The 26,028-nt window shown below is 68.7% G+C and carries 22 protein-coding genes; 6 read left to right on the top strand and 16 right to left on the bottom strand.

Annotated elements, in window-relative coordinates:
• Nucleotides 1-29 precede the first annotated feature (29 nt).
• The 6 genes from FIU88_RS03210 to FIU88_RS03185 form a co-directional block, all read right to left on the bottom strand.
• Nucleotides 30-1,052 carry a LacI family DNA-binding transcriptional regulator gene (locus FIU88_RS03210; protein WP_016855671.1) on the bottom strand — a complete coding sequence of 341 codons (1,023 nt, stop codon included), beginning with the start codon at nt 1,050-1,052 and terminating at the stop codon, nt 30-32.
• A 99-nt stretch (nt 1,053-1,151) separates the two neighbouring features.
• Nucleotides 1,152-1,910 carry a DUF1080 domain-containing protein gene (locus FIU88_RS03205; protein ID WP_016855670.1) on the bottom strand — a complete coding sequence of 253 codons (759 nt, stop codon included), beginning with the start codon at nt 1,908-1,910 and terminating at the stop codon, nt 1,152-1,154.
• 71 nt (nt 1,911-1,981) lie between these two features.
• A complete protein-coding gene (locus tag FIU88_RS03200) occupies nt 1,982-2,557 on the bottom strand; it encodes a gluconate 2-dehydrogenase subunit 3 family protein (protein ID WP_016855669.1) in 576 nt (191 codons plus the stop codon).
• Entirely contained in the window at nt 2,554-4,242 is a 1,689-nt protein-coding gene (locus FIU88_RS03195) for a GMC family oxidoreductase (protein ID WP_152478167.1), read from the bottom strand. Before FIU88_RS03195 ends, FIU88_RS03200 begins: the two co-directional genes overlap by 4 nt.
• A 28-nt stretch (nt 4,243-4,270) precedes the next feature.
• Nucleotides 4,271-5,170: a hydroxypyruvate isomerase family protein gene (locus FIU88_RS03190; RefSeq protein ID WP_152478166.1), complete on the bottom strand. Its 900-nt coding sequence runs from the start codon at nt 5,168-5,170 to the stop codon at nt 4,271-4,273.
• 53 nt (nt 5,171-5,223) lie between these two features.
• Nucleotides 5,224-6,108, bottom strand: coding sequence for a sugar phosphate isomerase/epimerase (locus FIU88_RS03185; RefSeq protein WP_152478165.1), 885 nt, complete (start codon nt 6,106-6,108; stop codon nt 5,224-5,226).
• Nucleotides 6,109-6,427: 319 nt separating this feature from the next.
• Here FIU88_RS03185 and FIU88_RS03180 point away from each other — a divergent pair, with 319 nt between their 5' ends.
• The 3 genes from FIU88_RS03180 to FIU88_RS03170 all read left to right on the top strand — a co-directional run bounded on the left by FIU88_RS03180 (nt 6,428) and on the right by FIU88_RS03170 (nt 10,010).
• Entirely contained in the window at nt 6,428-7,588 is a 1,161-nt protein-coding gene (locus FIU88_RS03180; protein WP_253742697.1) for a Gfo/Idh/MocA family protein, read from the top strand.
• Between the two features lie 12 nt (nt 7,589-7,600).
• Entirely contained in the window at nt 7,601-8,671 is a 1,071-nt protein-coding gene (locus FIU88_RS03175) for a sugar phosphate isomerase/epimerase (protein ID WP_152478164.1), read from the top strand.
• A 94-nt stretch (nt 8,672-8,765) separates the two neighbouring features.
• Nucleotides 8,766-10,010, top strand: a complete 1,245-nt coding sequence (locus tag FIU88_RS03170; RefSeq protein WP_016855663.1) for a nucleoside permease — start codon at nt 8,766-8,768, stop codon at nt 10,008-10,010.
• A 110-nt stretch (nt 10,011-10,120) separates the two neighbouring features.
• Here the strand turns inward: FIU88_RS03170 and FIU88_RS03165 are convergent, their stop codons facing one another.
• The 9 genes from FIU88_RS03165 to puuE form a co-directional block, all read right to left on the bottom strand.
• Entirely contained in the window at nt 10,121-10,849 is a 729-nt protein-coding gene (locus FIU88_RS03165; protein WP_016855662.1) for a GntR family transcriptional regulator, read from the bottom strand.
• 344 nt (nt 10,850-11,193) lie between these two features.
• Nucleotides 11,194-12,684 carry a pyruvate kinase gene (gene pyk / locus FIU88_RS03160; protein WP_152478163.1) on the bottom strand — a complete coding sequence of 497 codons (1,491 nt, stop codon included), beginning with the start codon at nt 12,682-12,684 and terminating at the stop codon, nt 11,194-11,196.
• On the bottom strand, nt 12,681-14,051 hold the full coding sequence (locus FIU88_RS03155) for a glycerate kinase (protein ID WP_152478162.1): 1,371 nt from the start codon (nt 14,049-14,051) through the stop codon (nt 12,681-12,683). Before FIU88_RS03155 ends, pyk begins: the two co-directional genes overlap by 4 nt.
• Nucleotides 14,052-14,244: 193 nt before the next feature.
• The gene (locus FIU88_RS03150) at nt 14,245-15,132 is read right to left on the bottom strand and encodes a 2-hydroxy-3-oxopropionate reductase (RefSeq protein ID WP_152478161.1); all 888 of its coding nucleotides are present in this window, start codon (nt 15,130-15,132) and stop codon (nt 14,245-14,247) included.
• A 248-nt stretch (nt 15,133-15,380) separates the two neighbouring features.
• Complete coding sequence (gene hyi / locus FIU88_RS03145) at nt 15,381-16,157, bottom strand: hydroxypyruvate isomerase (protein ID WP_152478160.1); 777 nt, start codon at nt 16,155-16,157, stop codon at nt 15,381-15,383.
• 88 nt (nt 16,158-16,245) lie between these two features.
• Nucleotides 16,246-18,021, bottom strand: coding sequence for a glyoxylate carboligase (gcl, locus tag FIU88_RS03140; RefSeq protein WP_152478159.1), 1,776 nt, complete (start codon nt 18,019-18,021; stop codon nt 16,246-16,248).
• Nucleotides 18,022-18,358: 337 nt separating this feature from the next.
• Nucleotides 18,359-19,207, bottom strand: a complete 849-nt coding sequence (locus FIU88_RS03135; RefSeq protein WP_152478158.1) for a bifunctional allantoicase/(S)-ureidoglycine aminohydrolase — start codon at nt 19,205-19,207, stop codon at nt 18,359-18,361.
• 51 nt (nt 19,208-19,258) lie between these two features.
• Nucleotides 19,259-19,747 carry an ureidoglycolate lyase gene (locus tag FIU88_RS03130; RefSeq protein ID WP_152478157.1) on the bottom strand — a complete coding sequence of 163 codons (489 nt, stop codon included), beginning with the start codon at nt 19,745-19,747 and terminating at the stop codon, nt 19,259-19,261.
• A gap of 65 nt (nt 19,748-19,812) precedes the next feature.
• The gene (gene puuE / locus FIU88_RS03125) at nt 19,813-20,739 is read right to left on the bottom strand and encodes an allantoinase PuuE (protein WP_152478156.1); all 927 of its coding nucleotides are present in this window, start codon (nt 20,737-20,739) and stop codon (nt 19,813-19,815) included.
• A 636-nt stretch (nt 20,740-21,375) separates the two neighbouring features.
• Here puuE and FIU88_RS03120 point away from each other — a divergent pair.
• The 3 genes from FIU88_RS03120 (at nt 21,376) to FIU88_RS03110 (ending at nt 25,124) form a co-directional block, all read left to right on the top strand.
• On the top strand, nt 21,376-22,137 hold the full coding sequence (locus FIU88_RS03120; protein ID WP_152478155.1) for an aspartate/glutamate racemase family protein: 762 nt from the start codon (nt 21,376-21,378) through the stop codon (nt 22,135-22,137).
• Between the two features lie 83 nt (nt 22,138-22,220).
• Complete coding sequence (locus FIU88_RS03115) at nt 22,221-23,576, top strand: NCS1 family transporter (protein ID WP_152478154.1); 1,356 nt, start codon at nt 22,221-22,223, stop codon at nt 23,574-23,576.
• An 87-nt stretch (nt 23,577-23,663) separates the two neighbouring features.
• On the top strand, nt 23,664-25,124 hold the full coding sequence (locus tag FIU88_RS03110; RefSeq protein ID WP_152478153.1) for an NCS1 family nucleobase:cation symporter-1: 1,461 nt from the start codon (nt 23,664-23,666) through the stop codon (nt 25,122-25,124).
• Nucleotides 25,125-25,225: 101 nt separating this feature from the next.
• Here FIU88_RS03110 and FIU88_RS03105 read toward each other — a convergent pair whose 3' ends face one another.
• Nucleotides 25,226-25,966 carry a GntR family transcriptional regulator gene (locus FIU88_RS03105; protein WP_016855759.1) on the bottom strand — a complete coding sequence of 247 codons (741 nt, stop codon included), beginning with the start codon at nt 25,964-25,966 and terminating at the stop codon, nt 25,226-25,228.
• Between the last annotated feature and the right edge of the window lie 62 nt (nt 25,967-26,028).

Below are 26,028 nucleotides of genomic sequence, written 5' to 3'. Positions count from 1 at the left end.
GCGGTTGCCGAACAGGGTAGCCGATGGCGCTATGCGCGGTCCCGGATGCCGTCGCGGGGCGGCGCGGTGCTGTCGCGAATCACCAGCTCGTGGGGCAGCACGACCCTGGGCGCGACCTCGCCGCGCCCCTCCAGGATAGCGATCAGCATCTCCACGGCGCGACGTCCGCAGGCCTCGGCGGGCTGGGCGATGGTGGTCAGCGCCGGGTCGCTGTAGGAGGCGAAGGCGATATCGTCGAAGCCGGCCACCGAGACATCGGCGGGCACGGACAGCCCCGCCTGCCGCAGGCGGCTGATGGCGCCGATGGCCATCTCGTCACTCTCGCAGAAGATCGCGGTCGGCGGCACCCCGACGGCCAGCAGGCTGCCCGCCGCCGCATGCCCGGAGGCCGGGGTGAAGTCGCCGGGACACAGCAGGGTCTCGTCGGGCTCGATGCCCGCGGCCACCAGCGCATCGCGATAGCCCGCCACGCGATCGCGAGTCAGCGGGCTGCGCCGCGGCCCCTGGATCATGGCGATGCGCCGGTGGCCCAGCGCGATCAGGTGCTCGGTGAGGGTGCGCGCCGCCGCCCGATTGTCGATGCGCAGCGTCGGGCAAGGGGCATCGTCGAGCACCTCACAGGCGTTGACCATGGGCAGCGGCCGACCCGGCTCGACGGCATCGTCCGGAAAGGGATTGAAGGCGCGCAGCTGGATGACGCCATCGGCCTGGCGGGCGGCCACCATGCCGGCGTACTGGATCTCGTCCTCCTCCTGCCCCAGGGTGTTGCACAACAGCACGCCGTAGCCCTGCTCACGGGCCGCCTGCTGGACCCCGGCGATCACCCGGGCGAAGAAGGTGTTGGCGATGGTCGGCACCAGCACCGCCAGGTTGTGGCTGCGCCGGGAGCGGAACTGCACGGCCATCTGGTTGGGGCGGTAGCCCGAGGCCTCGATGGCTCGGCGCACCTTGTCGCGGGTGGCAGGCGACACGATATCCGGCGACTTGAGGGTCCGCGACACCGTGGCCACGGAGACGCCCGCCAGTTCGGCGACCTTGCGTATATTGGACATGCGTCCTCTTCTCGATGCGACACGATCCGCCGCCCCGGCTCGCCCGACGAACCGGCCGCGGCGGACGCCCCAGCTTATCGCATGCGGCCGGCGATATCCTTAGAGCCTTCTGATCCAAACGTTGCGAAAGCTCACTGCCGCGTCGTGATCCTGCAGGGCGAGCGGCGCGCAGCCGTGAGCCTCGTCGTAGGAGGGCTCGCCGATCCACTCGGTGGTGCCCTGGATCGTGGCGTGATGCTGCACCAGCACGCCGTTGTGCAGCACCGTGACGTGGGCCGGCGCGTCCAGCTCGCCGTCCTCGTCGAAGCGTGGCGCGGTGTAGAGGATGTCGTAGGCCTGCCACTCACCCGGGTCCCGGGAGGCGTTGACCAGCGGCATGTGCTGCTTGTAGATCGAGGCCGCCTGGCCGTTGGCGTAGGTGGGGTTGTCGTGGGAATCCAGCACCTGGACCTCGTAGCGCTGCTGCAGGAAGACGCCGCTGTTGCCGCGATCCTGGCCGTCGAAACCGCCGATGTCGGCCGGGGCGCGCCACTCCAGGTGCAGCTGGGCGTCGCAGAACGATTCCCGGGTACGGATGCCGCCGGCGCCGGGCACCACCGTCATGGTGCCGTCCTCGACTCGCCACCCGGCCGTCCCGCCCTCCTCGCCTTCCCAGGCGGACAGGTCCGTGCCGTCGAACAGCACCACGGCGTCCGACGGCACGCCGTCGGCCGGTGCCGCCACCACCGGCGGCGCCGGCTCCCAGACCTCCGTCCTGGCCGCCCGCTCGGCGTCGCTGGGCGCGTCGGCCTGGATAGCGGTCGACGCCAGGGCGGCCAGCCCGGTGATCAGCGCGCCCGCAGAAATTCCCTTGTGCATAAGATGTCTCCTCTCGCATGTCGTGAGCCGCGCGGGCGGTGACGCCCGCGCCCGGATGCGCCCGGAGGCGCTCAGGTGGTTGCCCAGGCCGGCTCGCCGGACCGGTAGGCCAGATCGCCGTCGTAGCGGCCGGGGATGGCCACATAGCGCAGCACCTCGGTGCCGCCGGCCTTCGAGGTGAAGAAGCCGAACAGGGTCAGCTGCTTGATCAGGGTGAAGCCGTGGGGCCCGCCCTCGGCGGGGGACCATTCCCGGGCCTCGCCGTCCATTCGCGCCCGAGCCTCGCGGTCGAGGGCGGCCACGACCTCGCCGCGGCGCGGCGCGTCCAGGGCCAGGAAGCCGTCGCCATGGGCCGCGCGGCTGTGCGCCTCGATCCGGGCGATGCCGTCGCGGAAACGCGCCTGCTGTTCGGCGGTGTAGCAGTCGCGCACGAACACCCGCATGAAGTCACCGACCTCGGCGTCCTTGGCGCCCGGAGTCTCGGTGCGCGGCAGCAGGGTCTCGGCCACCTCGTCGAGCAGACGCACGTCCGCGTCCGTCAGTGCCTCCTCGCCCCCGCCAACGGCGAAGGCCGTCAGGGCCTGGCCGCCGACCAGCGCGGTGCCGGTGACGACGGCGATCATCTTGAGCAGTTCGCGACGATTCATCCCAGGTTCCCCCTCTTCAGCTCGGCCACGGCGTGGTCGACCGCCCGGGCGGTCAGCGCCATGTAGGTCAGCGATGGATTGACGCAGGACGACGAGGTCATGCAGGCGCCGTCGGTGACGTAGACATTGGGGGCGTCCCAGACCTGGTTGTGGGCGTTGAGCACCGAGGTGGCGGGATCGCGGCCCATGCGGGCGGTGCCCATCTCGTGGATGCCCATGCCCGGGCCGTAGTCGCCCTCCTCGCCCTTGACGTTGGTCGCGCCGCCGGCCTCGAGGAGGTCGATGGCGTCCTGGACCATGTCCCGGCGCATCGCCCGCTCGTTGTCGCCGAGCTCCACGTTCATGGACAGCACCGGCAGCCCCCAGGCATCGGTGACCCCGTGATCCAGGGCGATGCGATTGTCGTGGCGAGGGAGCATCTCGCCGAAGCCGGTCATGCCGATGGTCCAGCCCCCCGGCTGGCTCAGCGCCTGCTTGAGGTCGGTGCCATGGCTGACCTCGGCCACCGCGCGATCCCAGCGCTCGCGGCTGGCCGAGCCCTGGTAGCCGAAGCCGCGCAGGTAGTCCCGCGCCTCCGTCCCGAGGTTGCGAAAGCGGGGAATGTAGAAGCCCGCGGGACGTCGCCCGTAGTAGTAGGTGTCTCGATAGCCCTCGATCTCGCCGCCGGCCCCGGCACGGAAATGGTGGTCCATGACGTTGTGACCGAGCTCGCCGCTGCTGCTGCCGAGGCCATCCGGCCAGACGTCGGTGGCCGAGTTCATCAGCACCCAGGTGGAGTTGAAGGTGGAGGCGTTGAGGAAGACGACATCGGCGGTGTATTCATAGGTCTGGCCGTTCTCGGCGTCCAGCACCTCGACGCCCCGGGCGCGCCGGCGATCGCGGTCATAAAGCACCTGGGTGGCGATGGAGAAGGGCCTCAGGGTCAGGTTGCCGGTGGCCATCGCCGCGGGCAGCGTCGCCGACTGGGTACTGAAATAGGCACCGAACGGGCAGCCCAGCCAGCACTTGTTGCGATACTGGCAACTGCCCCGGTTCTGCTCCGGCTTGGCCCGGGTAATGTTGGCCACTCGGCTGTTGATCAGGTGGCGAGAACCGCCGAAGGCGCGCTGGATGCGCGCGGCGACGTCCTTCTCCACCTGGTTGAGGGGGACCGGCGGCATGAACTGCCCGTCCGGCAGCTCGTCCAGGCCGTCACGGTTGCCGGAAATCCCGGCAAAACGCTCCACGTAATCGTACCAGGGGGCCAGGTCGTCGTAGCGGATCGGCCAGTCGACGGCCACGCCCTCGCGCTGATTGGCCTCGAAGTCCATCGGCGACCAGCGATAGCTGTGGCGCCCCCACAGCAGCGAGCGCCCGCCGACGTGATAGCCGCGAAACCAGTCGAAGCGCTTCTCCTCGACATAGGGGTTGGCCTGCTCGTCGGCCCACATGCCGAGGGTCTGCTCGTTCAAGGTATAGTCCCGGCTGAGGACGGGATAGTCCGCCTTCATCTGCCGGGTCGGCTCGCCCCGGTGGGGATAGTCCCAGGCCTCCTTGTGGGCGTTGTGGTAGTCCTTGATGTGCTCGATGTTGCGGCCGCGCTCCAGCAGCAGCACCTTGAGTCCCTTCTCGGTGAGTTCCTTGGCGGCCCAGCCACCGCTGATGCCCGAACCCACCACGATGGCATCGTAGTGATGGTTTGCCATGAATAGCGTCCTTTATTGTTGAAGTGCGTCACACGTCACAGAGACGGACCGCCGCTTCGAGTGACTCGATCTTGGCTTGATCATTCTCTCGATCCGGCAGGAACTCCTGGGCCACATAGCCCTGGAACCCGGTATCGCGTATCGCGCGGCAGATGGCCGGATAGTTCAGCTCCTGGCTGTCATCGATCTCATGCCTTCCGGGCACCCCGGCGGTGTGGTAGTGGCCGAAATATTGGTGATTCTCACGAATCGTCCTGATGACATCTCCCTCGCTGATCTGCATGTGATAGATGTCATAGAGCAGCTTGAAACTGGGGGAGTCGAGGCGCCGACACAGCTCGATGCCCCAGGCGGAGTTGTCGCAGAGGTAGTCGGGGTGATCGACCTTGCTGTTGAACAGCTCCATCTGCAGCACGACGCCCTTTTGCTCGGCTCGCTCGAGGATGCGCTTCAGGCCGGCCTCGGCGTTGTCCAGCCCCTGCTCAGGCGACATGCCCCGGGCATTGCCACTGAAACAGATCAGGTTGGTATAGCCGGCCGCGCTGACCCGATCGATATGCTGGAGATAGCGCTCGACCAGCGCCGCGTGGTAGCGGTCGTCGCCCCAGCCCTCCTCGAGGCTCAGTTCCGCCCCATTGCACATGGAGCAGTCCAGGCCGTGGCGCTTCAGCACCGGCCACTCCTCCGGCCCCACCAGATCGATGGCCGACATGCCCAGCCGCCCGGCCACTCGGCAGAGCGACTCCAGGGGCAGGAAATCGAAGGTCCAGTGCGCCACGGCGTGGCGAATATTGCCCTCGAGCCGGCGGGACGCGCCCGCCTCGGCGGCGAAGGCCGGCCCGCCGAGGCCGCCGAGCAGGCTGAGCCCCGCGGCACCGGTCAGGGTCTGGCGCAGCAAGCCGCGCCTGTCGATGGAATGCCTCATCATGGCGATGCCCCTCTCGCGTCGTCCGTCTCACACCGGCGGAATACCGGCGACACTCACTCGCGGTGCAGGGCGGCGAGCGCCTCGTCGAGGAAGCGATGCCCCTCGGTCATCACCGCCTGGGCATCCCGCGGCTGATCGTGCTCGAGGATGTAGACCTCAACGCCGGCCTCGCGGGCGGCGGGCAGGATCTCGCCCCAGTCGAGGACGCCCTGCCCCGGAATGGCGAAACCGCGCTCATCCTCCGCGGTGCCGGCCGGGGCATTGTCCTTGGCGTGCACGGCGAACAGTCGGCCCTCGAAGTTCGCCAGGTAGTCGGCGGGGTCCAGGCCGCCGCGGGCCACCCAGGCCAGGTCGATCTCCGCCAGCACTTCGGGCCCGGCGGCCTGCATCAGGATCTCCAGCGCCGTGCGGTCGTCGAAGGTCCGCATCTCGAAGTCATGGTTGTGATAGGCCAGGCGCATGTCGTCCTCGGCGAGTCGGCTGGCCAGGCCGCCGATCTCCTCGCCGAGCACCCGCCAGCCCTCGGCGCTGTCGGGGCGCGCCTCCTCGGCCAGGTAGGGGATCACCAGGGTGTCGTTGCCGACCGCGCGGTGGAAGTCGACCACGTCGTCGAGATCGTGGCGCAGGTCGTCGAGGGGCACGTGGCTGGAACTGACCGACAGCTCGTGCTCGGCCAGCAGCGCGTTCATCTCCTCGGCCTCGATGCCCTGGTCGCCGACCAGCTCCACCGAGGCGATGCCGGCGCGCTCGACGGCCGCGAACTGCTCCTCCAGCGAACCGAAATCGCGCAGGGTGTACATCTGGGCGGCCACCGGCGAGGCCGCCGGGGCCGGAGACTGGGCGTGAGCCAGCCCCGGCAGCGCCAGGGCGGCCCCCAGACAGGCCAGCAGCGTGCGGCGGCGAAAGGCGGCGAGCGGGCGTGCGGTGTTGTTGTTCATGGTGGGCGTGCCTCCGTGTCGAGTGGGCTCAGCGGCGAGCCATGGCCGCTTCCGACGGCCATGTAACCGGTTACATGGTATATGTCATCGTTCTCGCTTCCGCAACGTACCGACCGGTTCTCCGGCCGCCTCCAGGACCCGATGCACGAGTGCCGGGACCCGGCATGGCGGCGTTTGCGCGCGGCGTCCGGCATGCACTAGACATTGGCCGCATAGCCTTTGGTCGCATTGCGACACCCACGCCGCGTCCCCTAGGTTGCGAAACACAGCATGTAACCGGTTACATCACCGTTATTCACCCACGATCCGGGAGCGATCGATGTCCCCCACCCCGAGAGTCCGCCTGGGCATGGTCGGCGGCGGCGAAGGCGCCTTCATCGGCCAGGTCCATCGCCTGGCCGCCAACCTCGACGGCCACTTCGAGCTGGTCTGCGGCGCCTTCAGCCGCGAAGCCGACAACAACGCCCGCACCGGCGCCGCCTGCGGCGTGGCGGCATCGCGCCTGTACGCGGACTGGCAGCGCCTGCTGGACGGCGAGCGCGCCCTGCCCGCCGAGCAGCGCATGCAGCTGCTGGTGATCGTCACCCCCAATCACCTGCACGTGCCGATCGCAGAGGCCGCCCTCGCCGCCGGCTTCCACGTCTTCTGCGAGAAGCCCGCCGCCCTGTCGCTGGACGAGGCCCGCGGCCTCGAGACCACCTGGCGCGAGCACGGCGGCCTGTACGGCCTGGCCCACACCTATCTGGGCTACCCGATGGTGTGGCAGGCCCGCGCCATGGTCGACGCCGGCGCGCTCGGCCGGCTGCGCAAGATCCACGTCGAGTATCCCCAGGGTTGGCTCGGCGAGACCCTCGAGGCCCAGGGCAACAAGCAGGCCGGATGGCGCACCGACCCGGCCCTGGCCGGCCCCAGCGGCTGCATGGCCGACATCGGCACTCACGCCTTCGGCCTGGCCGAGTTCGTCTCCGGGCAGCGCGTCGCATCGCTGTGCGCCTCGCTCGGCAGCCACGTTGACGGCCGGCGGCTGGACGACGACGGCGACGTGCTGCTGCGCACCGCCGAGGGGGCCTCCGGCACCCTGATGGCCAGCCAGGTCAGCACCGGCGAGGAGAACGCGCTGAAGCTGCGCCTCTACGGCGAGGACGGCGCCCTGGAATGGCGCCAGATGGAGCCCAACAGCCTGGTCCACCGCTCGCGCGGCGCGCCGATGCGCGTGCTGCGCGCCGGCATCGACCAGCCCGAGCTGGTCGACGCGGCCCTGTCGCGGCTACGCCTGCCCGGCGGCCACCCCGAGGGCTATCTCGAGGCGCTGGCCAACCTCTACGGCGACGCCGCCGCGGCGATCCGGCGCGGCGACCGCGGCGACATCGCCTGCGTGCCCGGCATGGCCTCGGGGCTGCGCGGCATGGCCTTCATCGAGGCGGTCACCCAGAGCCAGGCCGGCGGCAGCCGCTGGACCGACCTGCCCTCCATCAACTGAACGGAGCCTTCCATGAGCGACACCTCTTCCGGCATTCGCGGCCCGGCGATCTTCCTGGCCCAGTTCATCGGCGACGAGGCGCCCTTCGACGGCCTCGACGCCATCGCCCGCTGGGCCGCCGAGCAGGGCTATCGCGGCATCCAGCTGCCGACCCACGATCCGCGCTTCATCGACCTCGAGCGCGCCGCCGATAGCCAGGCCTACTGCGACGACCTCAAGGCCCGCTGCGCCGCGGCCGGGGTCGAGATCAGCGAGCTCTCCACCCACCTGCAGGGCCAGCTGGTGGCGGTCCACCCGGCCTTCGACGAGCTGTTCGACGGCTTCGCCCCGGCCGAGCTGCACGGCGATCCCGAGGCCCGCACCGAGTGGGCCATCGCCCAGCTCAAGCTGGCGGCGCAAGCCAGCCGGCGGCTCGGGCTAGAGGCCCACGCCACCTTCTCCGGCGCCCTGCTGTGGCCCTTCTTCTATCCCTGGCCGCAGCGCCCCGCCGGACTGGTCGAGGAAGGCTTCGCCGAGCTCGGCCGGCGCTGGCGGCCGATCCTCGACGCCTTCGAGGAGGCCGGGGTCGACCTGTGCTACGAGATCCATCCCGGCGAGGACCTGCACGACGGCGCCTCCTTCGAGCGCTTCCTCGAGGCGGTGGATCATCATCCGCGGGCCAGGATCCTCTACGACCCGAGCCACCTGCTGCTGCAGCGGCTCGACTATCTGGGCTTCATCGATCGCTACCACGAGCGCATCGGCATGTTCCACGTCAAGGACGCCGAGTTCACCCCCGACGCGCGCAGCGGCGTCTACGGCGGCTACCAGGGCTGGGTCGACCGTCCCGGGCGCTTCCGCTCGCTGGGCGACGGCCAGGTCGACTTCAAGGGCATCTTCAGCCGCCTGACCCGGTACGGCTTCGACGGCTGGGCGGTGCTCGAATGGGAGTGCTGCCTGAAGGACGCCGCCCAGGGCGCCGCCGAGGGCGCGCCCTTCATCGCCGAACACCTGATCACCCGCGCCGGCCGCGCCTTCGACGACTTCGCCGGCCAGGACACCAGCCTGGCCCGCAATCGCCGCATCCTGGGGCTGGCGCGCTAGCGCCGCCCCGACAGGAGCACGCCACAGGCCTCACAAGAACGGGCCTCACGAGAACGCGCCTCACAACAACAAGCCTCACGAGAAGGAAAACGCCATGTCACTGCTACGCTCGCGCCTGAGCCTGATGATGTTCCTGCAGTTCTTCATCTGGGGCGGCTGGTTCGTCACCCTGGGCACCTTCCTGGCCAGCAACCTGGAGGCCAGCGGCGGCCAGATCGGGATGGCCTTCGCCACCCAGTCCTGGGGGGCGATCATCGCGCCCTTCATCATCGGCCTGATCGCCGACCGCTACTTCCACGCCGAGCGCCTGCTCGGGGTGCTGCACCTGCTGGGCGCGGCGCTGATGGTCGGGCTCTATCTGGCCGAGGACTTCGCGGCCTTCTATCCGCTGGTGCTGGCCTACATGATCCTCTACATGCCGACCCTGGCGCTGGTGAACTCGGTCTCGTTCCGCCAGCTGAGCGACCCGGCCATCGAGTTCGCCCGCATCCGCGTGTGGGGCACCCTCGGCTGGATCGTCGCCGGCCTCGGCATCAGCTACGTGTTCGCCTGGGACTCCGCCGCCGGTATCGGCGAGGGCCTGCTGCGCAACACCTTCCTGATGGGCGCGATCGCCTCTCTCGCGCTGGGCGTGTACAGCTTCACCCTGCCCGCCACCCCGCCCAAGGCCAAAGGCCAGGGCAGGACCGGCCTGCGCGAGGTGCTGGGACTCGACGCCCTGTCGCTGCTGAAGGACCGCAACTATGCGATCTTCTTCGCCGCCTCGGTGCTGATCTGCATTCCGCTGGCCTTCTACTATCAGAACGCCAACCCCTTCCTGGCTGAGGTCGGTGTGGCCAATCCCACCGGCAAGATGACCCTGGGACAGGCCTCCGAGGTGCTGTTCATGCTGCTGCTGCCGCTGTTCATCGGCCGCTTCGGCATCAAGAAGACGCTGCTGATCGGCATGCTGGCCTGGGCGCTGCGCTACGCGATGTTCGCCTTCGGCGACGCCGAGGGAGAGCTCTACCTGCTGCTGCTGGGCATCGCGCTGCACGGCATCTGCTACGACTTCTTCTTCGTCACCGGGCAGATCTACACCGATTCCAAGGCCGGCGAGCGGTTCAAGAGCGCCGCCCAGGGCATGATCACCCTGGCCACCTACGGCGTCGGCATGCTGATCGGCTTCTGGATCGCCGGCCAGGTCACCGACCACTACACGCTGGCCGACGGCGGCCACGACTGGCAGGGCATCTGGCTGTTCCCGGCGGCCTTCGCCCTGGCGGTGCTGGTGCTGTTCCTGATCGCCTTCCGCGAGCGTCGCGCCCAGGCCGGCGCCGAGGCGGCCTCCCGCGCCTGACGCCACCCGCCCCGCCACCGGCGTCTTCGACGCCAAACGACACCGCCGCGCCTCTTGGTCGAGAGGCGCGGCGGTGTCGTTTGGAATGCCGGAGGGGTATCTCGACCGTCTCAGGTCGCGGGCGATTGCCCCAGGATCGACTTCAGATCGATGCGCGACTCCCGCGGGCTCAGGTCCAGCAGCGCCTCCAGCCCGAGCAGGTGATCGTGGATCGCGCCGCGGGCGGCGTCCGCCTCGCCCGCGGCCAGCAGCTCGACCAGCCGCTCGTGTTGGGCCTCCTGATAGCAGGACGAGAGCCCCGAGCGCTTGTAGAGCGCCACCACGATGGAGGTGCGCAGCACCAGGTCGGTGAGCATGCCGCCCAGCACCCGGTTGGGCGAGTGCTCGGCCAGCAGGTGATGCAGGTTCAGCGAGTGCTCGATGCGCGCCGGCTCGTCGCCGCGGCGATGGGCCTCGGTCTCCTCGTTCGCCTGGAGCCTGAGCGCGTCCAGCGTCTCGGCGGACAGCCGGCCGGCCAGCAGGGCGACCACCTCGCCCTCCACCAGGCGGCGGGCGGCGAAGGTCTCGCGGGTCTCCTCGATGCTCGGCGCCCGCACCCGCGCCACCTGGTTGGGACGCTGGTCGACGACGTGCTCCGAGGCCAGCCGGGTCAGCGCCTTGCGCACCACCGAGCGGCTGACGCCGAACACCTCGCCCAGCGTCACCTCGGGCAGCTTGGTGCCCGGCGGCAGCCGCTGCATCAGCACCGCTCGGCGCACCTTGTCGGCGATATCGCGGTCGCCGACGCGGGCACCGCTCCTGACGTCGGCCTGCAACTCCTCGTGCCAGGCTTGGCTCATGACGTGGGTCTCCTGATCGTCCGCGCGGACTGTCGCATGTGGGCGGATGGCTGACTGTATCGCATACCGGCATTGTATACAGAAAATGCCCCGACCGTCGGCAACGGTCGGGGCAAACCGGCGAGTACCAGGACAAACGAGCGAGTGCCGGGGACAGGCCGTAGAGGGAATCCTATGCCATGGGTGAGGAGTCCACCTACGAACGGGCTGGTCGTGGATGACCAGCACCGGTCCTGCAAGCGGAGCAGGAGGCGGGAGCGCCGCAGGGCATCGGTAGCGCCCAGGGATGGGTTTACAGCGTCCCCTCGCAGGCCTGTCACCGGGACAATGACAGAATCCTTGAGTCAGTCGTCGCGATGCCGCTCGTTGACGTCGAGGATCTTGAGGGTATTGGTGCCACCGTGGGCGTTCATGTGATCGCCGCGGGTGAGGATGACGTGATCGCCCGGCTCGGCCACGCCCTGCCCTACCAGCAGCGCCATGGCACGGTCGTTGAGCTCGGCGGCCGTCATCTCGCTGGTGTCGAAGGGCAGCGAGATCACCCCGCGATACAGCGCCATGCGCCGCTGGGCGACCGGATTGTGCGCCAGCCCGACGATCGGCAGCCCGGAACGGATGCGCGAGGCGATCAGCGGGGTGTAGCCGGTGGCGGTCATGCAGGCGATGGCGGCCACGCCCGACAGGTGGTTGGCGGCGTACATCGCCGACAGCGCGATGGTCTCGTCGATCTTCGAGAAGCCCTCGTGGATGCGGTGGCCGGAGGACTGGGCGATGCGCTCGCGCTCGGCGCCCAGGCAGACCCGGGCCATGGCCTCCACGGTCTCGACCGGGAAGTCGCCGGCGGCGGTCTCGGCGGAGAGCATCACCGCGTCGGTGGCGTCGAGCACCGCGTTGGCCACGTCGAACACCTCGGCGCGGGTCGGCAAGGGCGAGTCGATCATCGACTCCATCATCTGGGTGGCGGTGATCACCGCGCGGTTGTGGCTGCGGGCGTGCTTGATGATGCGCTTCTGGGTGCCGATCAGCGCCTCGTCGCCGATCTCCACGCCGAGATCGCCGCGGGCCACCATCACCGCCTCGCTGGCCTCGATGATGCCGTCGAGGGTTTCGTCGTCGGCCACCGCCTCGGCGCGCTCGAGCTTGGCCACCAGGCCGATCTCCCGGCCGGCCTCGCCCAGCAGCGCGCGGGCCTCCTGCATGTCGGCGGCGCTGCGCGGGAAGGACACGGCCAGATAGTCGACGCCGATGGCCATGGCGGTCTCGAGGTCGGCCTTGTCCTTGTCGGTCAGCGCCGGGGCGGAGAGCCCGCCGCCCTGCTTGTTGATGCCCTTGTTGTTGGACAGCTCGCCGCCCACCGCCACGGTGGTGTGGATGGCGCTGCCGTCGACGCGGGAGACGTCGAGCACCACCCGGCCGTCGTCGAGCAGCAGGCGGTCGCCGGCGGTCACGTCGTCGGCCAGCTCGCGATAGTCGCAGCCGACGCGGCTGGCGTCGCCGGCCTGGCCGTCGAGGGCCACGTCGATGACGAAGGGCGCGCCTTCCTCGAGCACGACCTTGCCCTCGGTGAAGCGGGCGATGCGGATCTTGGGCCCCTGCAGGTCGCCCAGGGCGGCGACGCTGCGCCCCTGGCGGGCGGCGATCTCGCGCACCGCGCTCAGCCGGCGGCGATGGTCGTCGGCGGCGCCGTGGGAGAAGTTGAGGCGCACCACGTCGACGCCGGCGGCGATCATCTGCTCCAGCACGCCCTCCCGGTCGCTGGCGGGGCCGAGGGTGGCGACGATCTTGGTGCGGCGGATCGGCTCGTGGATCGGGGCATGGGGCGGCAGGGTCGTCATGAATTCCTCGGCAGTACCAGGAGGGCACGAAAGTCGTTGACGTTGGTGCGCGTGGGCCCGGTCACGATCAGGTCGTCCAGCGCCTCGAAGAACGAGTAGGCATCGTTGCGTGACAGATAGGCGTCGGCGTCGAGGCCGCGCTCGTTCATGCGCGCCCAGCAGCCGGGCCCGACAATCGCCCCGGCGTTGTCCTCGGAGCCGTCGATGCCGTCGGTGTCGATGGCCAGGGCGTGAATGCCGGGGGCGCCCTGGAGGGCCGTGAACAGCCCCAGCAGGTACTCGACGTTGCGCCCGCCGCGGCCGTCGCCGGCCACCGTCACGCTGGTCTCACCGCCGGACAGGATCAGCAGCGGCCGCTCGAGCCCGGCCTGGGCCTCGAGGGCCAGGCGGGCGTGCTCGCGGCCGAGCTCGCGGGCCTCGCCCTCGAGGTCGTCGCCGAGCAGGCGCACCTCGACCGCGTCGGCCTCGGCGGCGGCCCGGCCGGCCGCCAGGGCGTCCCGGGCGCGGGCCAGGATCTCGCTCTCGTCGCGGGCGAAGCCCGGATCGTCCGGCCGCGGCGCCTCGTGGTTGGCCTCCAGCTGTTGGCGCACCGCGGCGGAGACCTCGATGCCGCGCCGTTCCAGGATCGCCAGCGCCTCGTCGGGGGTGGAGGCATCGGGCAGCGTCGGCCCGGAGGCGATCAGCGAGGCCTCGTCGCCGGGCACGTCGGAGATCAGCCAGGTCAGCACCCGGGCCGGATGGGCGGCGGCGGCCAGGCGCCCGCCCTTGATCGCCGACAGGTGGCGGCGCACGGTGTTGATCTCGCCGATGGGAGCGCCGCTTCTCAGCAGCGCCTTGTTGATGGCCTGCTTCTCGGCCAGGCTCACGCCGGGCGCCGGCAGGGTCATCAGCGCCGAGCCGCCGCCGGAGATCAGGGCGATGACCAGATCGTCCTCGCCGAGGCCGTCCACGGCCTCGAGCATGCGCCGGGCGGCCTTCTCGCTCAGGTCATCGGGCATCGGATGTGAGGCCTCGAGGATCTCGATGCGACGCCCGGCGTCGCCCTCTCCCGGCGGCTCCTGTTGCGGTGCGTCCGGCGCCTGGGGGCCATGGCCGTAGCGGGTCACCACCAGGCCGGACAGCGGCGCCTCGGGCTGATGGGCGTCCCAGGCGCGTTCCAGGGCGACGGCCATGGCCGCCGCCGCCTTGCCGGCGCCGACCACCAGGGTGCGGCCGGCCGGGGGCTCGGGCAGCCGGTCGGGCAGCAGGGTGTCGGGGTGCACGGCCGAGACGGCGATCTCGCCGAGCCGCTCGAGCCAGGCACGCGCCGCCTCGGGGCGCTCGGCGAAGGCCTGCGGGGAAACGGTCCGCGGGGAAGGGGCATTCATTCAGGGGTCTCCTTGGCAAAAGGGCCCGGTGACGAGCCAGGGGTCCATAGGGGAAGACTCGCCACCGGGCAAGGAGCCGTCAAGCGACGACTCCGGCAGACGACGACCCGACGCCTGCCTTCAGGGAGCAGTCACCTCCCCATCCTCCATCGCCCGGCGGCGCCGTTCGACGTCGCCGGGCGGTGGCATGGCATCACTGGCTGCCGATCTCGTGGTCGGCCAGCGCCTCCAGGGCGCGGGCGATGCCGGCGTGGTCCCAGTCGGCGCCGCCGTGGGCGACGCAGGCCTGGAACAGCTGCTGGGCGTTGGCGGTGCCGGGCAGCGCCAGGTCGAGGCTGCGCGCGCCTTCCAGCGCCAGGTTGAGGTCCTTCTGGTGCAGCTTGATCTTGAAGCCGGGATCGAAGGTGCGGTCGATCATGCGCTGGCCGTGGACGTCGAGGATCTTCGACTGGGCCAGGCCGCCGAGCAGCGATTCGCGGACCTTCGACACGTCGGCGCCGGCCCTGGAGGCGAACAGCAGGCCCTCGGAGACGGCCTCGATGGTCAGCGCGACGACGATCTGGTTGGCCACCTTGCAGGTCTGTCCGGCGCCGTGGCCGCCGATATGGGTGATGGTCTTGCCCATCACCTCGAGCAGCGGCTCGGCGCGGGTGAAGCCTTCCTCGGTGGCGCCGACCATGATGGTCAGGGCGGCGTTGATGGCGCCGCCCTCGCCGCCGGACACCGGGGCGTCGACGTACTCGCCGCCGGCCTCATGGATGCGCCTGGCGAACTCCTGGGTGGCCAGCGGGGCGATCGAGCTCATGTCGATCACCAGGGTGCCTGGCGTCAGCCCCTCGATGACGCCGCCCTCGCCGAACAGCACCTCCTCGACGTCCGGGGTATCCGGGACGATGGTGATGATCACCTCGGAGGCCTCGGCGACCGCCCTGGGATTCTCGAGCGCCTGCATGCCCTTGCCGGCCAGGGTCTCGTCCAGGGGGCCGCGCTTGACGGTGGTCAGCGTATGGCCGGCGTCCAGCAGGTGGCCCGCCATGGGACGGCCCATGATGCCCAGTCCGATAAAACCGATCTTGCTCATGATGCGTCTCCCGTTTGTCTCTGTTGTCGTCGTGATCTCGAGCGTATGTCTACTGCCGTTATCGCTCGGGCTTCCCGGCGACAAGCCTTCACGAGGCGCTGTAAACCCTTCCCTGGGCGCAACCTTTGCCATCCATGGCAAAGAACCCTCGCTACGACTTGTCCCCGGCGCGGAGGAGCCGGGATGTACTTCAGTACATGAGGATTCCGGGCACCGCCGGCGATCGAGATGCCGAGCGCAGTCGCATTTCAGCGAACGCCGTCCAGCCAGCCAAGCCCCTCCTGGGTGCTTCCGGCCGGCTTGTACTCGGCGCCGATCCAGCCCTGGTAGCCCAGTCGATCGAGGTGGTCGAAGAGGAAGGGGTAGTGGATCTCGCCGGTGCCCGGCTCGTGGCGGCCCGGGTTGTCGGCCAGCTGCACGTGGGCGATGCGGTCGATGTGTGTCTCGATGGTCGGCGCCAGGTCCCCTTCCATGATCTGCATGTGATAGATGTCGTACTGCAGCTTCAGGTTGCCTGAGCCTACCTCGTCGAAGATGGCGAGGGCCTGCTCGGTGCGGTTGAGGAAGAAGCCCGGAATGTCGCGGGTGTTGATCGGCTCGGCGACCAGCAGGATGCCGGCGGCCTCGAGCCTGTCGGCGGCGAAGCGCAGGTTGTCGATCAGCGTCCGGCGGGCCTGCTCCATGCTGACGCCGGCGGGCTGGATGCCGGCCAGGCAGTTGACCCGGGTATTGCCGAGCACGCGGGCATACTCGATGGCGCGGTCGACGCCGGCGCGGAACTCCTCGACGCGGTCCGGGTGGCAGGCGATGCCGCGCTCGCCGGCGCCCCAGTCGCCGGCCGGCAGGTTGAACAGCACCTGGGTCAGGCCGTGGTCGTCGAGGCGCTTCTTGATCTCGGCGGCCTCGACGTCGTAGGGAAAGAGGTACTCGACGCCCTTGAAGCCGGCCTGCGCGGCGGCCTGGAAGCGGTCGAGGAAGTCCACCTCGGTGAACAGCATGCTGAGATTGGCGGCAAACTTGGCCATGTGCTTCTCCCTGTGTCCTGTCGTGTGTGTCATCGATCTTGCCGATGCGCCCGCCGCCGGCCACCAGCGGCGACCAGCCTAACGCTTCCTACCGCAGGGCGGCGATGGAGCTCGGCGCATCGGCGACGCTCTCGGCCAGCGCCTCGAACTCGTTGATGCCGGTCAGGTCGGTGCCCATGGCGATGTTGGTCACCCGCTCGAGGATCACCTCGACCACCACCGGCACCCGGTACTGCCTCATCAGCTCGCGGGCCTCGGCGAAGGCCTCGCCGATCCGGCCCGGCTCGGTGACGCGGATCGCCTTGCAGCCCAGGCCCTCGACCACGGAGACATGGTCCACCCCATAGCCGTTGATCTCGGGGCAGTTGATGTTCTCGAACGACAGCTGCACCTGGTAGTCCATGTCGAAGCCGCGCTGGGCCTGGCGGATCAGCCCCAGGTAGGAGTTGTTCACCAGCACGTGGAGGTAGGGCAGGTGGAACTGCGCGCCCACCGCCAGCTCCTCGACCATGAACTGGAAATCATAGTCGCCCGACAGCGCGACGATCTCGGCCTCGGGATCGGCCCGACGCACCCCGAGCGCGGCCGGAATGGTCCAGCCCAGCGGGCCCGCCTGGCCGCAGTTGATCCAGTGGCGCGGCCTGTAGACGTGCAGGAACTGGGCGCCGGCGATCTGCGAGAGGCCGATGGTGCTGATGTAGCGCGTGTTCTTGCCGAAGGCCTGGTTCATCTCTTCGAAGACCCGCTGCGGCTTGACCGGCACGTTGTCGAAGTGGGTCTTGCGCAGCAGGGTGCGCTTGCGCTCCTGGCAGGCCTCGGCCCAGGCACTGCGATCCTTGAGCCGGCCCTCGGCCTGCCACTCGCGGGCCACCTCGACGAACTGCGCGAGCGCCGCCCCGGCGTCGGAGACGATGCCGTAGTCGGGGCCGAAGATGCGGCCGATCTGGGTCGGCTCGATGTCCACGTGAACGAAGGTGCGGCCCTCGGTGTAGGTCTCGAGATTGCCGGTGTGGCGATTGGCCCAGCGGTTGCCGATACCCATCACGAAGTCGGACGCGAGCAGGGTCGCGTTGCCGTAGCGGTGCGAGGTCTGCAGGCCGGCCATGCCCGCCATCAGCGGATGGTCGTCGGGGATGGTGCCCCAGCCCATCAGGGTCGGGATGACCGGCACCCCGGTCAGCTCGGCGAATTCGGTCAGCAGCTCGCTGGCGTCGGCGTTGATGATCCCGCCCCCGGCGACCAGCAGCGGCCGCTCGGCCTCGTTGAGCATGGCCAGCGCCTTCTCGATCTGGGCACGGCTGGCGGATGGCTTGTAGGCCGGCAGCGGCTCGTAGGTGTCCGGATCGAACTCGATCTCGGTCATCTGCACGTCGATCGGCAGGTCGAGCAGCACCGGGCCGGGACGCCCGCTGCGCATCAGCTGGAAGGCCTGCTGGAAGGCGCGCGGCACCTGGGCCGCCTCGCGAACGGTGGTGGCCCACTTGGTCACCGGACCGGCGATGGCCTGGATGTCGACGGCCTGGAAGTCTTCCTTGTGCAGCTTGCTCACCGGCGCCTGGCCGGTGATGCACAGGATCGGGATGGAATCGGCGGAGGCCGAGTAGAGGCCGGTGATCATGTCGGTGCCGGCCGGGCCGGAGGTGCCGATGCACACGCCGATGTTGCCGGGCCGGGCACGGGTGTAGCCCTCGGCCATGTGCGAGGCGCCCTCGACGTGGCGGGCCAGCACGTGGTCCACGCCGCCGACCGTGCGCATGGCGGCATAGAAGGGGTTGATGGCGGCGCCAGGCAGGCCGAAGGCAACATCGATGCCTTCCTTCCTGAGCACGTGAACGGCGGCTTCCGCGGCGGTCATGCGAGCCATGACGAGATCCTCCAGTGGCGTTGTTATATTTTCTGGAAAATATTTCTGTATACAGAGACTAGGCCCGCCGCCGGCACCCCGTCAACGAATTATGGAAAATTTTTCCAATAATTCATCAGGGCGAAATAATCCCTTTTATTTCATTCAGATAAGAGAGAGTAAAACAGGAGGATTGTTGACAACGACCGTGCCGGTTCACCGGTCCCGATAACGGCCCCAGGCCCGATACAGGCGATGGCATCGATGACCGGATCGCGAGCTGAAAGAGGCCCCGGACGACGACACCCGCCAGAAGGCGGGTGTCGTCATGCCGTGGCGTGCCGGGCCGATCGTGGGCTCAACGGCGCTTGCTGTACGGCAGCGCCATATGCCGATTCACGTCCTTGTACAGCAGGTAGCGGAAGGGCCCCGGGCCGCCCGCGTAGCAGGCCTGCGGGCAGAAGGCGCGCAGCCACATGTAGTCGCCGGCCTCGACCTCGACCCACTGCTGGTTCAGGTGATAGACCGCCTTGCCCTCGAGCACGTAGAGGCCGTGCTCCATGACGTGGGTCTCGTCGAACGGGATCACGCCGCCGGGCTGGAAGCTGACGATGTTGACGTGCATGTCGTGGCGAAGGTCGTCCTGGTCGACGAAGCGCGTGGTGGCCCACACCTCGTTGCAGTCCGGCATCACCGACGGCTCGATGTCGTTCTCGTTGGTGACGAAGGGCTCCGGCACCTCGATGCCGTCGACGAATTCGTAGGCCTTGCGGATCCAGTGGAAGCGCACCGGGGCATCGGACTCGTTGCGCAGCTGCCAGTCGGTGCCCGGCGGGATGAAGGCATAGCCGCCCGGCTCCATGCGGTGCGGCTCGCCGGCCAGGGTCAGGGTCATCTCGCCTTCGACCACGAACAGCACGCCCTCGGCACCCGGGTCGGTCTCGGGGCGCTCGCTGCCGCCGCCGGGCGAGACCTCCATGATGTACTGGGAGAAGGTCTCGGCGAAGCCGGACAGCGGACGCGACAGCACCCACAGGCGAGTGTTGTCCCAGTGCGGCAGCTTGCTGGCGACGATGTCGCGATAGACGCCCTTGGGAATCACCGCGAAGGCCTCGGTGAACATGGCCCGGTCGGTGGTCATCACCTTCTGGCCCGGATGGCCGCCCTGGGGGGCATAGTACTGATGCGAGTGCTGGCGCTGGCTCATGAGAGGTCCTCTTGTGATCTGTTGTCTTGTCCCGGGATCGACGCGCCGGCCTTACGGCAGGGTCACGCGGATGTCGATGTGATGCTCGTCGCAGTTGTTGCCCTCGCCGCCCCGGTCGACCACCAGGAACTCGCCCTCGCGCTCCAGCACCGACTGGATGGCGTGCCAGGTGCCGGCCGCGTAGTTGACGCCCTGGCGGCCGTCGGTGACGAAGGCGCGCACCTCGGCGGGGTCGATGGCCTCGCCGGGCGGGGCGACGACCACGAGAAAGCGCTCCTCGTGCAGCGGCATGAAGGCCTGGCTGCCCTGGGGATGACGCTCCAGGAAGGCGAGCTCCAGCGGCGCCGTGACGGGCTGGCTGACGAAGATGCTGATCAGCGTGCGCGCCTGCTCGCCCAGCGTCTCGACCCTCGCGAGGTCGTGATAGCGGCGGGTGCGGCCGGCGTTGATGGGGAAGTAGTCGGACGTCCGGGTGTCGATCACCTCGCCGAACGGGGCGAAGGCCTCGGGCGTCAGGGGACGGGCTTCGAGTTCGAGCATGCGGGGTCTCCTGCTGACATGCGGATCGGGGCGAGCGTGATGCCATTCGCCCCGCATCGGATGGCTCAGTTGGCCGGGTGATGCTCGGCCCAGTGCCGGGCGATATCCACCCGGCGGGTGACCCAGACGCGGTCGTGGGCCTCGATGTGGTCGAGGAATCGCTGCAAAGCGCGGAAGCGACCGGGGCGGCCGAGCAGCCGGCAGTGCATGCCCACCGACAGCATCTTCGGCGTGTCCTCGCCCTCGGCATAGAGCACGTCGAAGGCGTCGCGCAGATAGGTGAAGAAGTGGTCCGCGGTATTGAAGCCCTGCGGCGCGGCGAAGCGCATGTCGTTGCTGTCCAGGGTATAGGGCACCACCAGATGGCTGTGCTCGCGGCCCTGGCTGTCGGCCTCGCGGGTCCAGAACGGCAGATCGTCGCCGTAGTAGTCGCTGTCGTAGAGGAAGCTGCCCTCGTCGAGCACCAGGCGCCGGGTATTGGGGCTGTCACGGCCGGTGTACCAGCCCAGCGGCTTCTCGCCGTAGAGCGACTGGAAGATCTCGATGGCGCGGCGCATGTGCTCGCGCTCGACGCTCTCCGACACGTTCTGGTAGTGGATCCAGCGATAGCCGTGGCAGGCGATCTCGTGGCCCAGCTCCTTGAAGGCGTGGGCCACCTCGGGGTGGCGCTCCAGCGCCATGGCCACGCCGAACACCGTCAGCGGCAGGCCGCGGCGCTCGAACTCGCGCAGGATGCGCCATACGCCGGCCCGGGAGCCGTACTCGTAGATCGACTCCATGCTCAGGTGGCGGTCCGGGTAGGCATCGGCGCCGATGATCTCGGAGAGGAACTGCTCGGAGCCCTCGTCGCCGTGAAGCACGCAGTTCTCGCCGCCTTCCTCGTAATTGAGGACGAACTGCACGGCGATGCGCGCCTTGCCGGGCCATTTGGCCTCGGGCGGAGTGCGGCCGTAGCCGATCAGGTCACGGGGATAGTCGCGTGTCGCGGTCATGGCGACGCCTCCATGTTGTTGTAGGGGGGGGGTTGTAGATCGCCTTTGTCGCCGTCGTCGCCGACGGCCCTCACGCCTCGTAGCGCCACGATGAACAATAAGTGTATACAATTAAATTCTAGGGTGTGCTCACCTTGCTTGCAAGGAGCCTGCGCCGTCCTGGGCGCAGCCCGACGCACGCTTCGGCATCCGAGATGACAACCGCGAGGCCCATGGCGACCGCCTTCGGCCAGCCCTTGCGGCTCACTCTCTACTTTGTATACAAAAACATCCGGATTGCCAATCCCCTCCCGGTTCTCGCCCGGACTCTCACGCGGCTCTCCATACGGCGGTCCATAAGCACCGCCCTCCCCCACTGACGGGTCAGCGATGGCGTCCGGACGGCGCAGGGCACCAAGCCCGACGGGTGATGGCCTCGATGAATGCCCGATCATCAGAAGGCTTGTGGCCCATTAAATGTATACAGCTATTGTCGCCATAAAAAATTCCTGGAGTATTCTCAAGCCACTGTTTACCAACGGGAATAAAGCACCCCACCGGCGCCGGATGCGCCTTGATTTCCGACGGGGATAGGGACTATTTTGTGTACAAAGAAAATCTCCCTTGTTCACAAAGACAATCATCGTCGGAGATCCCATGCAGATTCGCGTCATCAACCCCAACACCACCCGCGGCATGACCGAGACCATCGGCAACGCCGCCCAGGCCATCGCCTCCCCCGGCACCCTCATCAGCGCCATCCAGCCGGCCCATGGCCCGGTCTCCATCGAGAGCCACTTCGACGAGGCGATCAGCGCCACGGGCGTGCTCGAGGAAGTCGCGGCGGGCGAGCGCGATGGCGTGGACGCCTACATCATCGCCTGCTTCGGCGACCCCGGCCTGCTGGCCGCCCGGGAGCTGACCCGGGCCCCGGTCATCGGCATCGCCGAGGCGGCCTTCCACATGGCCACCCTGATCAGCACCCGCTTCTCGGTGGTCACCACCCTGGGCCGCACCGGCATCATCGCCGAGCACCTGCTCGAGCAGTATGGCTTCGGCCACCACTGCCGCCGGGTTCGCGCCGCCGAGATCCCGGTGCTCGACCTGGAGGACGACGGCGATGCGGCGCTTGCGCGGATCATCGAGGAGGGCCGCCGCGCCCGGGACGAGGACGGCATCGGCGCCCTGGTGCTGGGCTGCGGCGGCATGGCCGATCTCACCGACGAGATCTCCGAGGCCGTGGGCCTGCCGGTGGTAGAGGGCGTGACCGCGGCGGTCAAGCTGACCGAGGCGCTGGTCGGCCTGGGGCTTGGCACCAGCAAGCATGGCGATCTGGCCTTCCCGCGGCCCAAGCCCTTCATCGGCCGCTACGCCCACTTCTCGGACCAGGGCGCGTCGGGCAGCGACGAGACACGCTGAGCCCCGGCGCCGGCTGACGGCGCCCACCACCGCCCAGGGCGGACAATAACCACAATCACGGCACCCTTAGCGAGGATCCCACCATGAGCCTCTCGACTTCACGCTCCCACGCGGACGATTCCGCCCATCACACCAAGGGGGCCGGCCACGAGTCGCTGGCCCCGCAGCAGACCCGCATCATGGGCCGCGGCTCCTACCTGCTGGCCTGGTTCGGCGGCTGCGTCTCGATCGGCACCTTCACCATGGGCTCGAGCGTGGTCGGCACGCTGAACCTGCTGCAGGCGACGCTCGCAATCGCCATCGGCTGCTTCGTGATCGGCATCGCCCTGGCGCTGAACGGCGCCGCCGGCTACAAGTACGGCATTCCCTTCATGGTCCAGGCGCGCAGCGCCTTCGGCTTCTCCGGCACCCGCCTGCCGGGGCTGGTACGGGCCGTGCCGGCCATCGTCTGGTACGGCTTCCAGAGCTGGATCGGTGCCGGCGCCCTGAACATGGTCTCGGCGACCCTGTTCGGCTTCGACAACCTGATCTTCTTCTTCGTCGCCTTCCAGTTCCTGCAGATCGGCCTCTCGGTGCTGGGCTTCCAGGGCATCAAGTGGCTGGAGAACATCGGCAGCGGCTTCATCCTGGCCTCGCTGGTCTACATGTTCTATAGCACCGTGCAGCGCTACGGCGACGAGCTCTCGGCCAGCATGCTGACCATGGACGGCTCCTGGGGCCTGCCCTTCTGGGGCGCCACCATGCTGTTTTTGGGCATCTACAGCACCATGATGCTCAACGTCAGCGACTACTCCCGCGAGCACAAGGAAGGCAGCGGCCCGGGCCTGCTGACCACCCTCTACGCCATGTCGATCCTGCCCTGCACCCTGTTCATGGGCCTGATCGGCTACATGGTCTCCGAGGCCACCGGCGTCGCCGATCCCATCCAGGTGTTCGCCAACGCCGTGGACAACACGCCGCTGCTGATGACCACCCTGCTGTTCATCGCCTTCGCCCAGGTCACCACCAACGTGCTCAACAACGTGGTGCCGCCGACCTACGTGCTGATGGACGCCTTCAAGCTGAAGTATCGCACCGCCACCGTGATCGTCGGCCTGCTGGCCTTCGCCACCTTCCCCTGGGAGCTGGTCAAGGACGAGTCCGCCACCGGCCTGCAGATCTTCGTGCAGACCTACTCCGCCTTCCTCGGTCCGATCTTTGCGGTGCTGGTGGTCGACTACTACCTGATCCGCCGCCGCACCCTGGACCTCGGCAAGCTCTACGACGCCCAGGGGCCCTACCGCGGCGTCAACCCGGCGGCCCTGATCGCCACCGCGATGGGCATCGCCGCCGCCCTGACCTTCTCCTCCGTCTCCTGGTACGCCAGCCTGATTCCCGCCGGTGTCACCTACTTCCTGCTGATGAAGCACTGGGCCCCCTGCCAGCGCTTCCGCGACTGATCCTCGCGCCCGGGCGGCACGCCCGGGAAACGCGGCCCTCCCCTCCGGGGCGGGCCGTTTTCCTAATAACGACAACAAGGCCATCCCATGACGGACCTGAGCGACAAAGAACTGGAAATCCGGCGCATCGATCCGCGCCTCTACAACGACGACCTGGCCCCGATCAAGAAGCGTGATCGCAACTGGGGCTGGTTCGAGATCTTCAACGTCTGGTCGAACGATATCCAGAGCCTCTTCGGCTACACCCTGGCGGCCTCGCTGTTCATCTCCTACGGGCTCAACGGCTGGGCGGTGATGGCGGCGATCATCCTCGCCGGCGTGGTGGTGATGGGCCTGGTCAACCTGACCGGCAAGCCGAGCGTCAAGTACGGCGTGCCCTTCCCGGTGATGATCCGCGCCAGCATGGGCGTGCACGGCGCCAACCTGCCGGCCATGCTGCGCGCCGTGATCGGCATCTTCTGGTACGGGGTGCAGACCTACTTCGCCTCCACCGCCATGAAGCTGCTGCTGACGTCGCTGTTCGGCGATCCGGGCGGCACCCTGCTCGGCATGTCGGCGCTGGGCTGGCTGTCGTTCGTGATCGTGTGGGCCTTCCAGATGGCGATGTTCTGGGCCGGCATCGAGCGCATCAAGTACTTCCTCAACTGGGCCGGGCCGCTGGTCTACGTGGTGATGGTGGCGCTGATGATCGTCGTCTGGGTCAAGGCCGGCGACGAGCTGCTGCCCGCGGTCGGCACCATCTTCGAGGGCCAGAGCAACTATCACGGCAGCGCGATCGGCGCCTTCCTGGCCATCACCGGCACCATGATCGCCTACTTCGCCGCGGTGGTGATCAACTTCGGCGACTTCACCCGCTTCGTGAAGAGCGATCGCGAGATGAAGCTCGGCAACCTGGTGGGCCTGCCGCTCAACGTGGCCTTCTTCTCGTTCATCGCCCTGATCATCACCGCCGGCACCCTGGTGCTGTTCGGCGAGACGCTGACCAACCCCTCGGACATCATCGAGCGGGTCGACTCGCTGCCGCTGACCATCGTCGCCGCCCTGACCTTCTTCGCCGCCACCGTGGGCATCAACCTGGTCGCCAACTTCATTCCGCCGGCCTATGACCTGGCCAACCTGTTCCCGAGCAAGATCAGCTTCCGCCTCGGCGGCCTGATCACCGCCATCATCGCCTTCTTCGTCGGCGCGCTGTGGGTGTCCGTGATCAGCGATATCGGCGTCGCCGGCTTCGTCAACGCCCTGGGGGCCGTCGTCGCGCCCTTCTACGGCATCATCGTGGTCGACTACTACGTGGTGAAGCGCCAGCGCCTGGACCTGCAGGACATGTTCTCCAGCGCCCCGGACGGCGCCTATCACTACGTGAAGGGCTGGAACAAGCGTGCCATCGCCGCCTTCGCCCTGGCCGCGCTGTTCTCGATCGCCTCGGTGTGGCTGCCGGCGCTGGAGGCCCTGGGCGGCTACGCCTGGCTGGTCGGCGCCGGGCTCGGCGGCGGCTTCTACTTCCTGCTGATGCGCGGGCAGCGCCTGCCGGCCGCTCAGCCCGCCTGATCAGCGGCGACCCGATCGCCGCCGTAAGACTCAAGCGCCCCGGGCCCTGGATGACATCCGGGCACCGGGGCGCGTTGTTTGAGGGCGTCGGTACGGGTGACTCAGCCGGAGAAGATCTCGTAGAGGTCCGGGGACTCGTCCTCGGGCTCGTGGATCGACAGCGAGGCCTCGATGGCCTTGAGGTGGCGACTCATGAAGGCGCGGGCGCGTTCGCCGTCGCCACCCTCGAGATGACGCAGCAGGCCGTCATGGTCGTGGGACTCGCAGCCCAGATGGCCGGCGTTGCCGTAGACGGCGAGGATCAGCGAGGAGCGCGAGCACAGCTGCTCGACGAAGGCCGCCAGGGTGTCGTTGCCGGAGAGTCGCGCCAGCTCGCCGTGGAAGGCGGCGGAGAGCTTGATCGCGGAGCTCTGCTCGCCGGCCTTGAGCGCCTGGCGCTCGCGGCGCTCCATGTCGCGCAGCCGTTCCAGGTCGGCGGCGGTGATGCGCCGGGCGACCTCCGGCATCAGGCCGCATTCGACCATCTGCCGCGCGTCGAAGACGTCCTTGGCCTCCTCGGCGGTGGGCCGGGTCACGCTGGCGCCGCGCCTCGGGGTGAGCGTCACCAGCTGTTCCAGGGCCAGGCGCTGCAGGATCTTGCGGATGCCGGTGCGGCTGATGCCGAACACCTCCGACAGGGCGTCCTCGCGCAGCCGCGCCCCCGGCTTGAGGCGGTGCTCGATGATCGCATCGCTGATCGAGCGATGGATCGCCTCGTGGCGCTCGGCGCCATCGCCGTTCTTGCCGGGACGCCCGCTTCCCGAGGCCGGCTTGCGCTCGGCATCGACCTGGCGCTGACTCATGGACTGCTCACCTCCTGACGACTCATGACGAACATTGTATACGCTTTTTCCCCAACGAGACG

Origin of the sequence: Halomonas sp. THAF12 (assembly GCF_009363675.1) — a bacterium.
Classification (GTDB): Bacteria; Pseudomonadota; Gammaproteobacteria; order Pseudomonadales; family Halomonadaceae; genus Halomonas; species Halomonas smyrnensis.
This window is presented reverse-complemented; position numbering and strand designations above follow the sequence as displayed.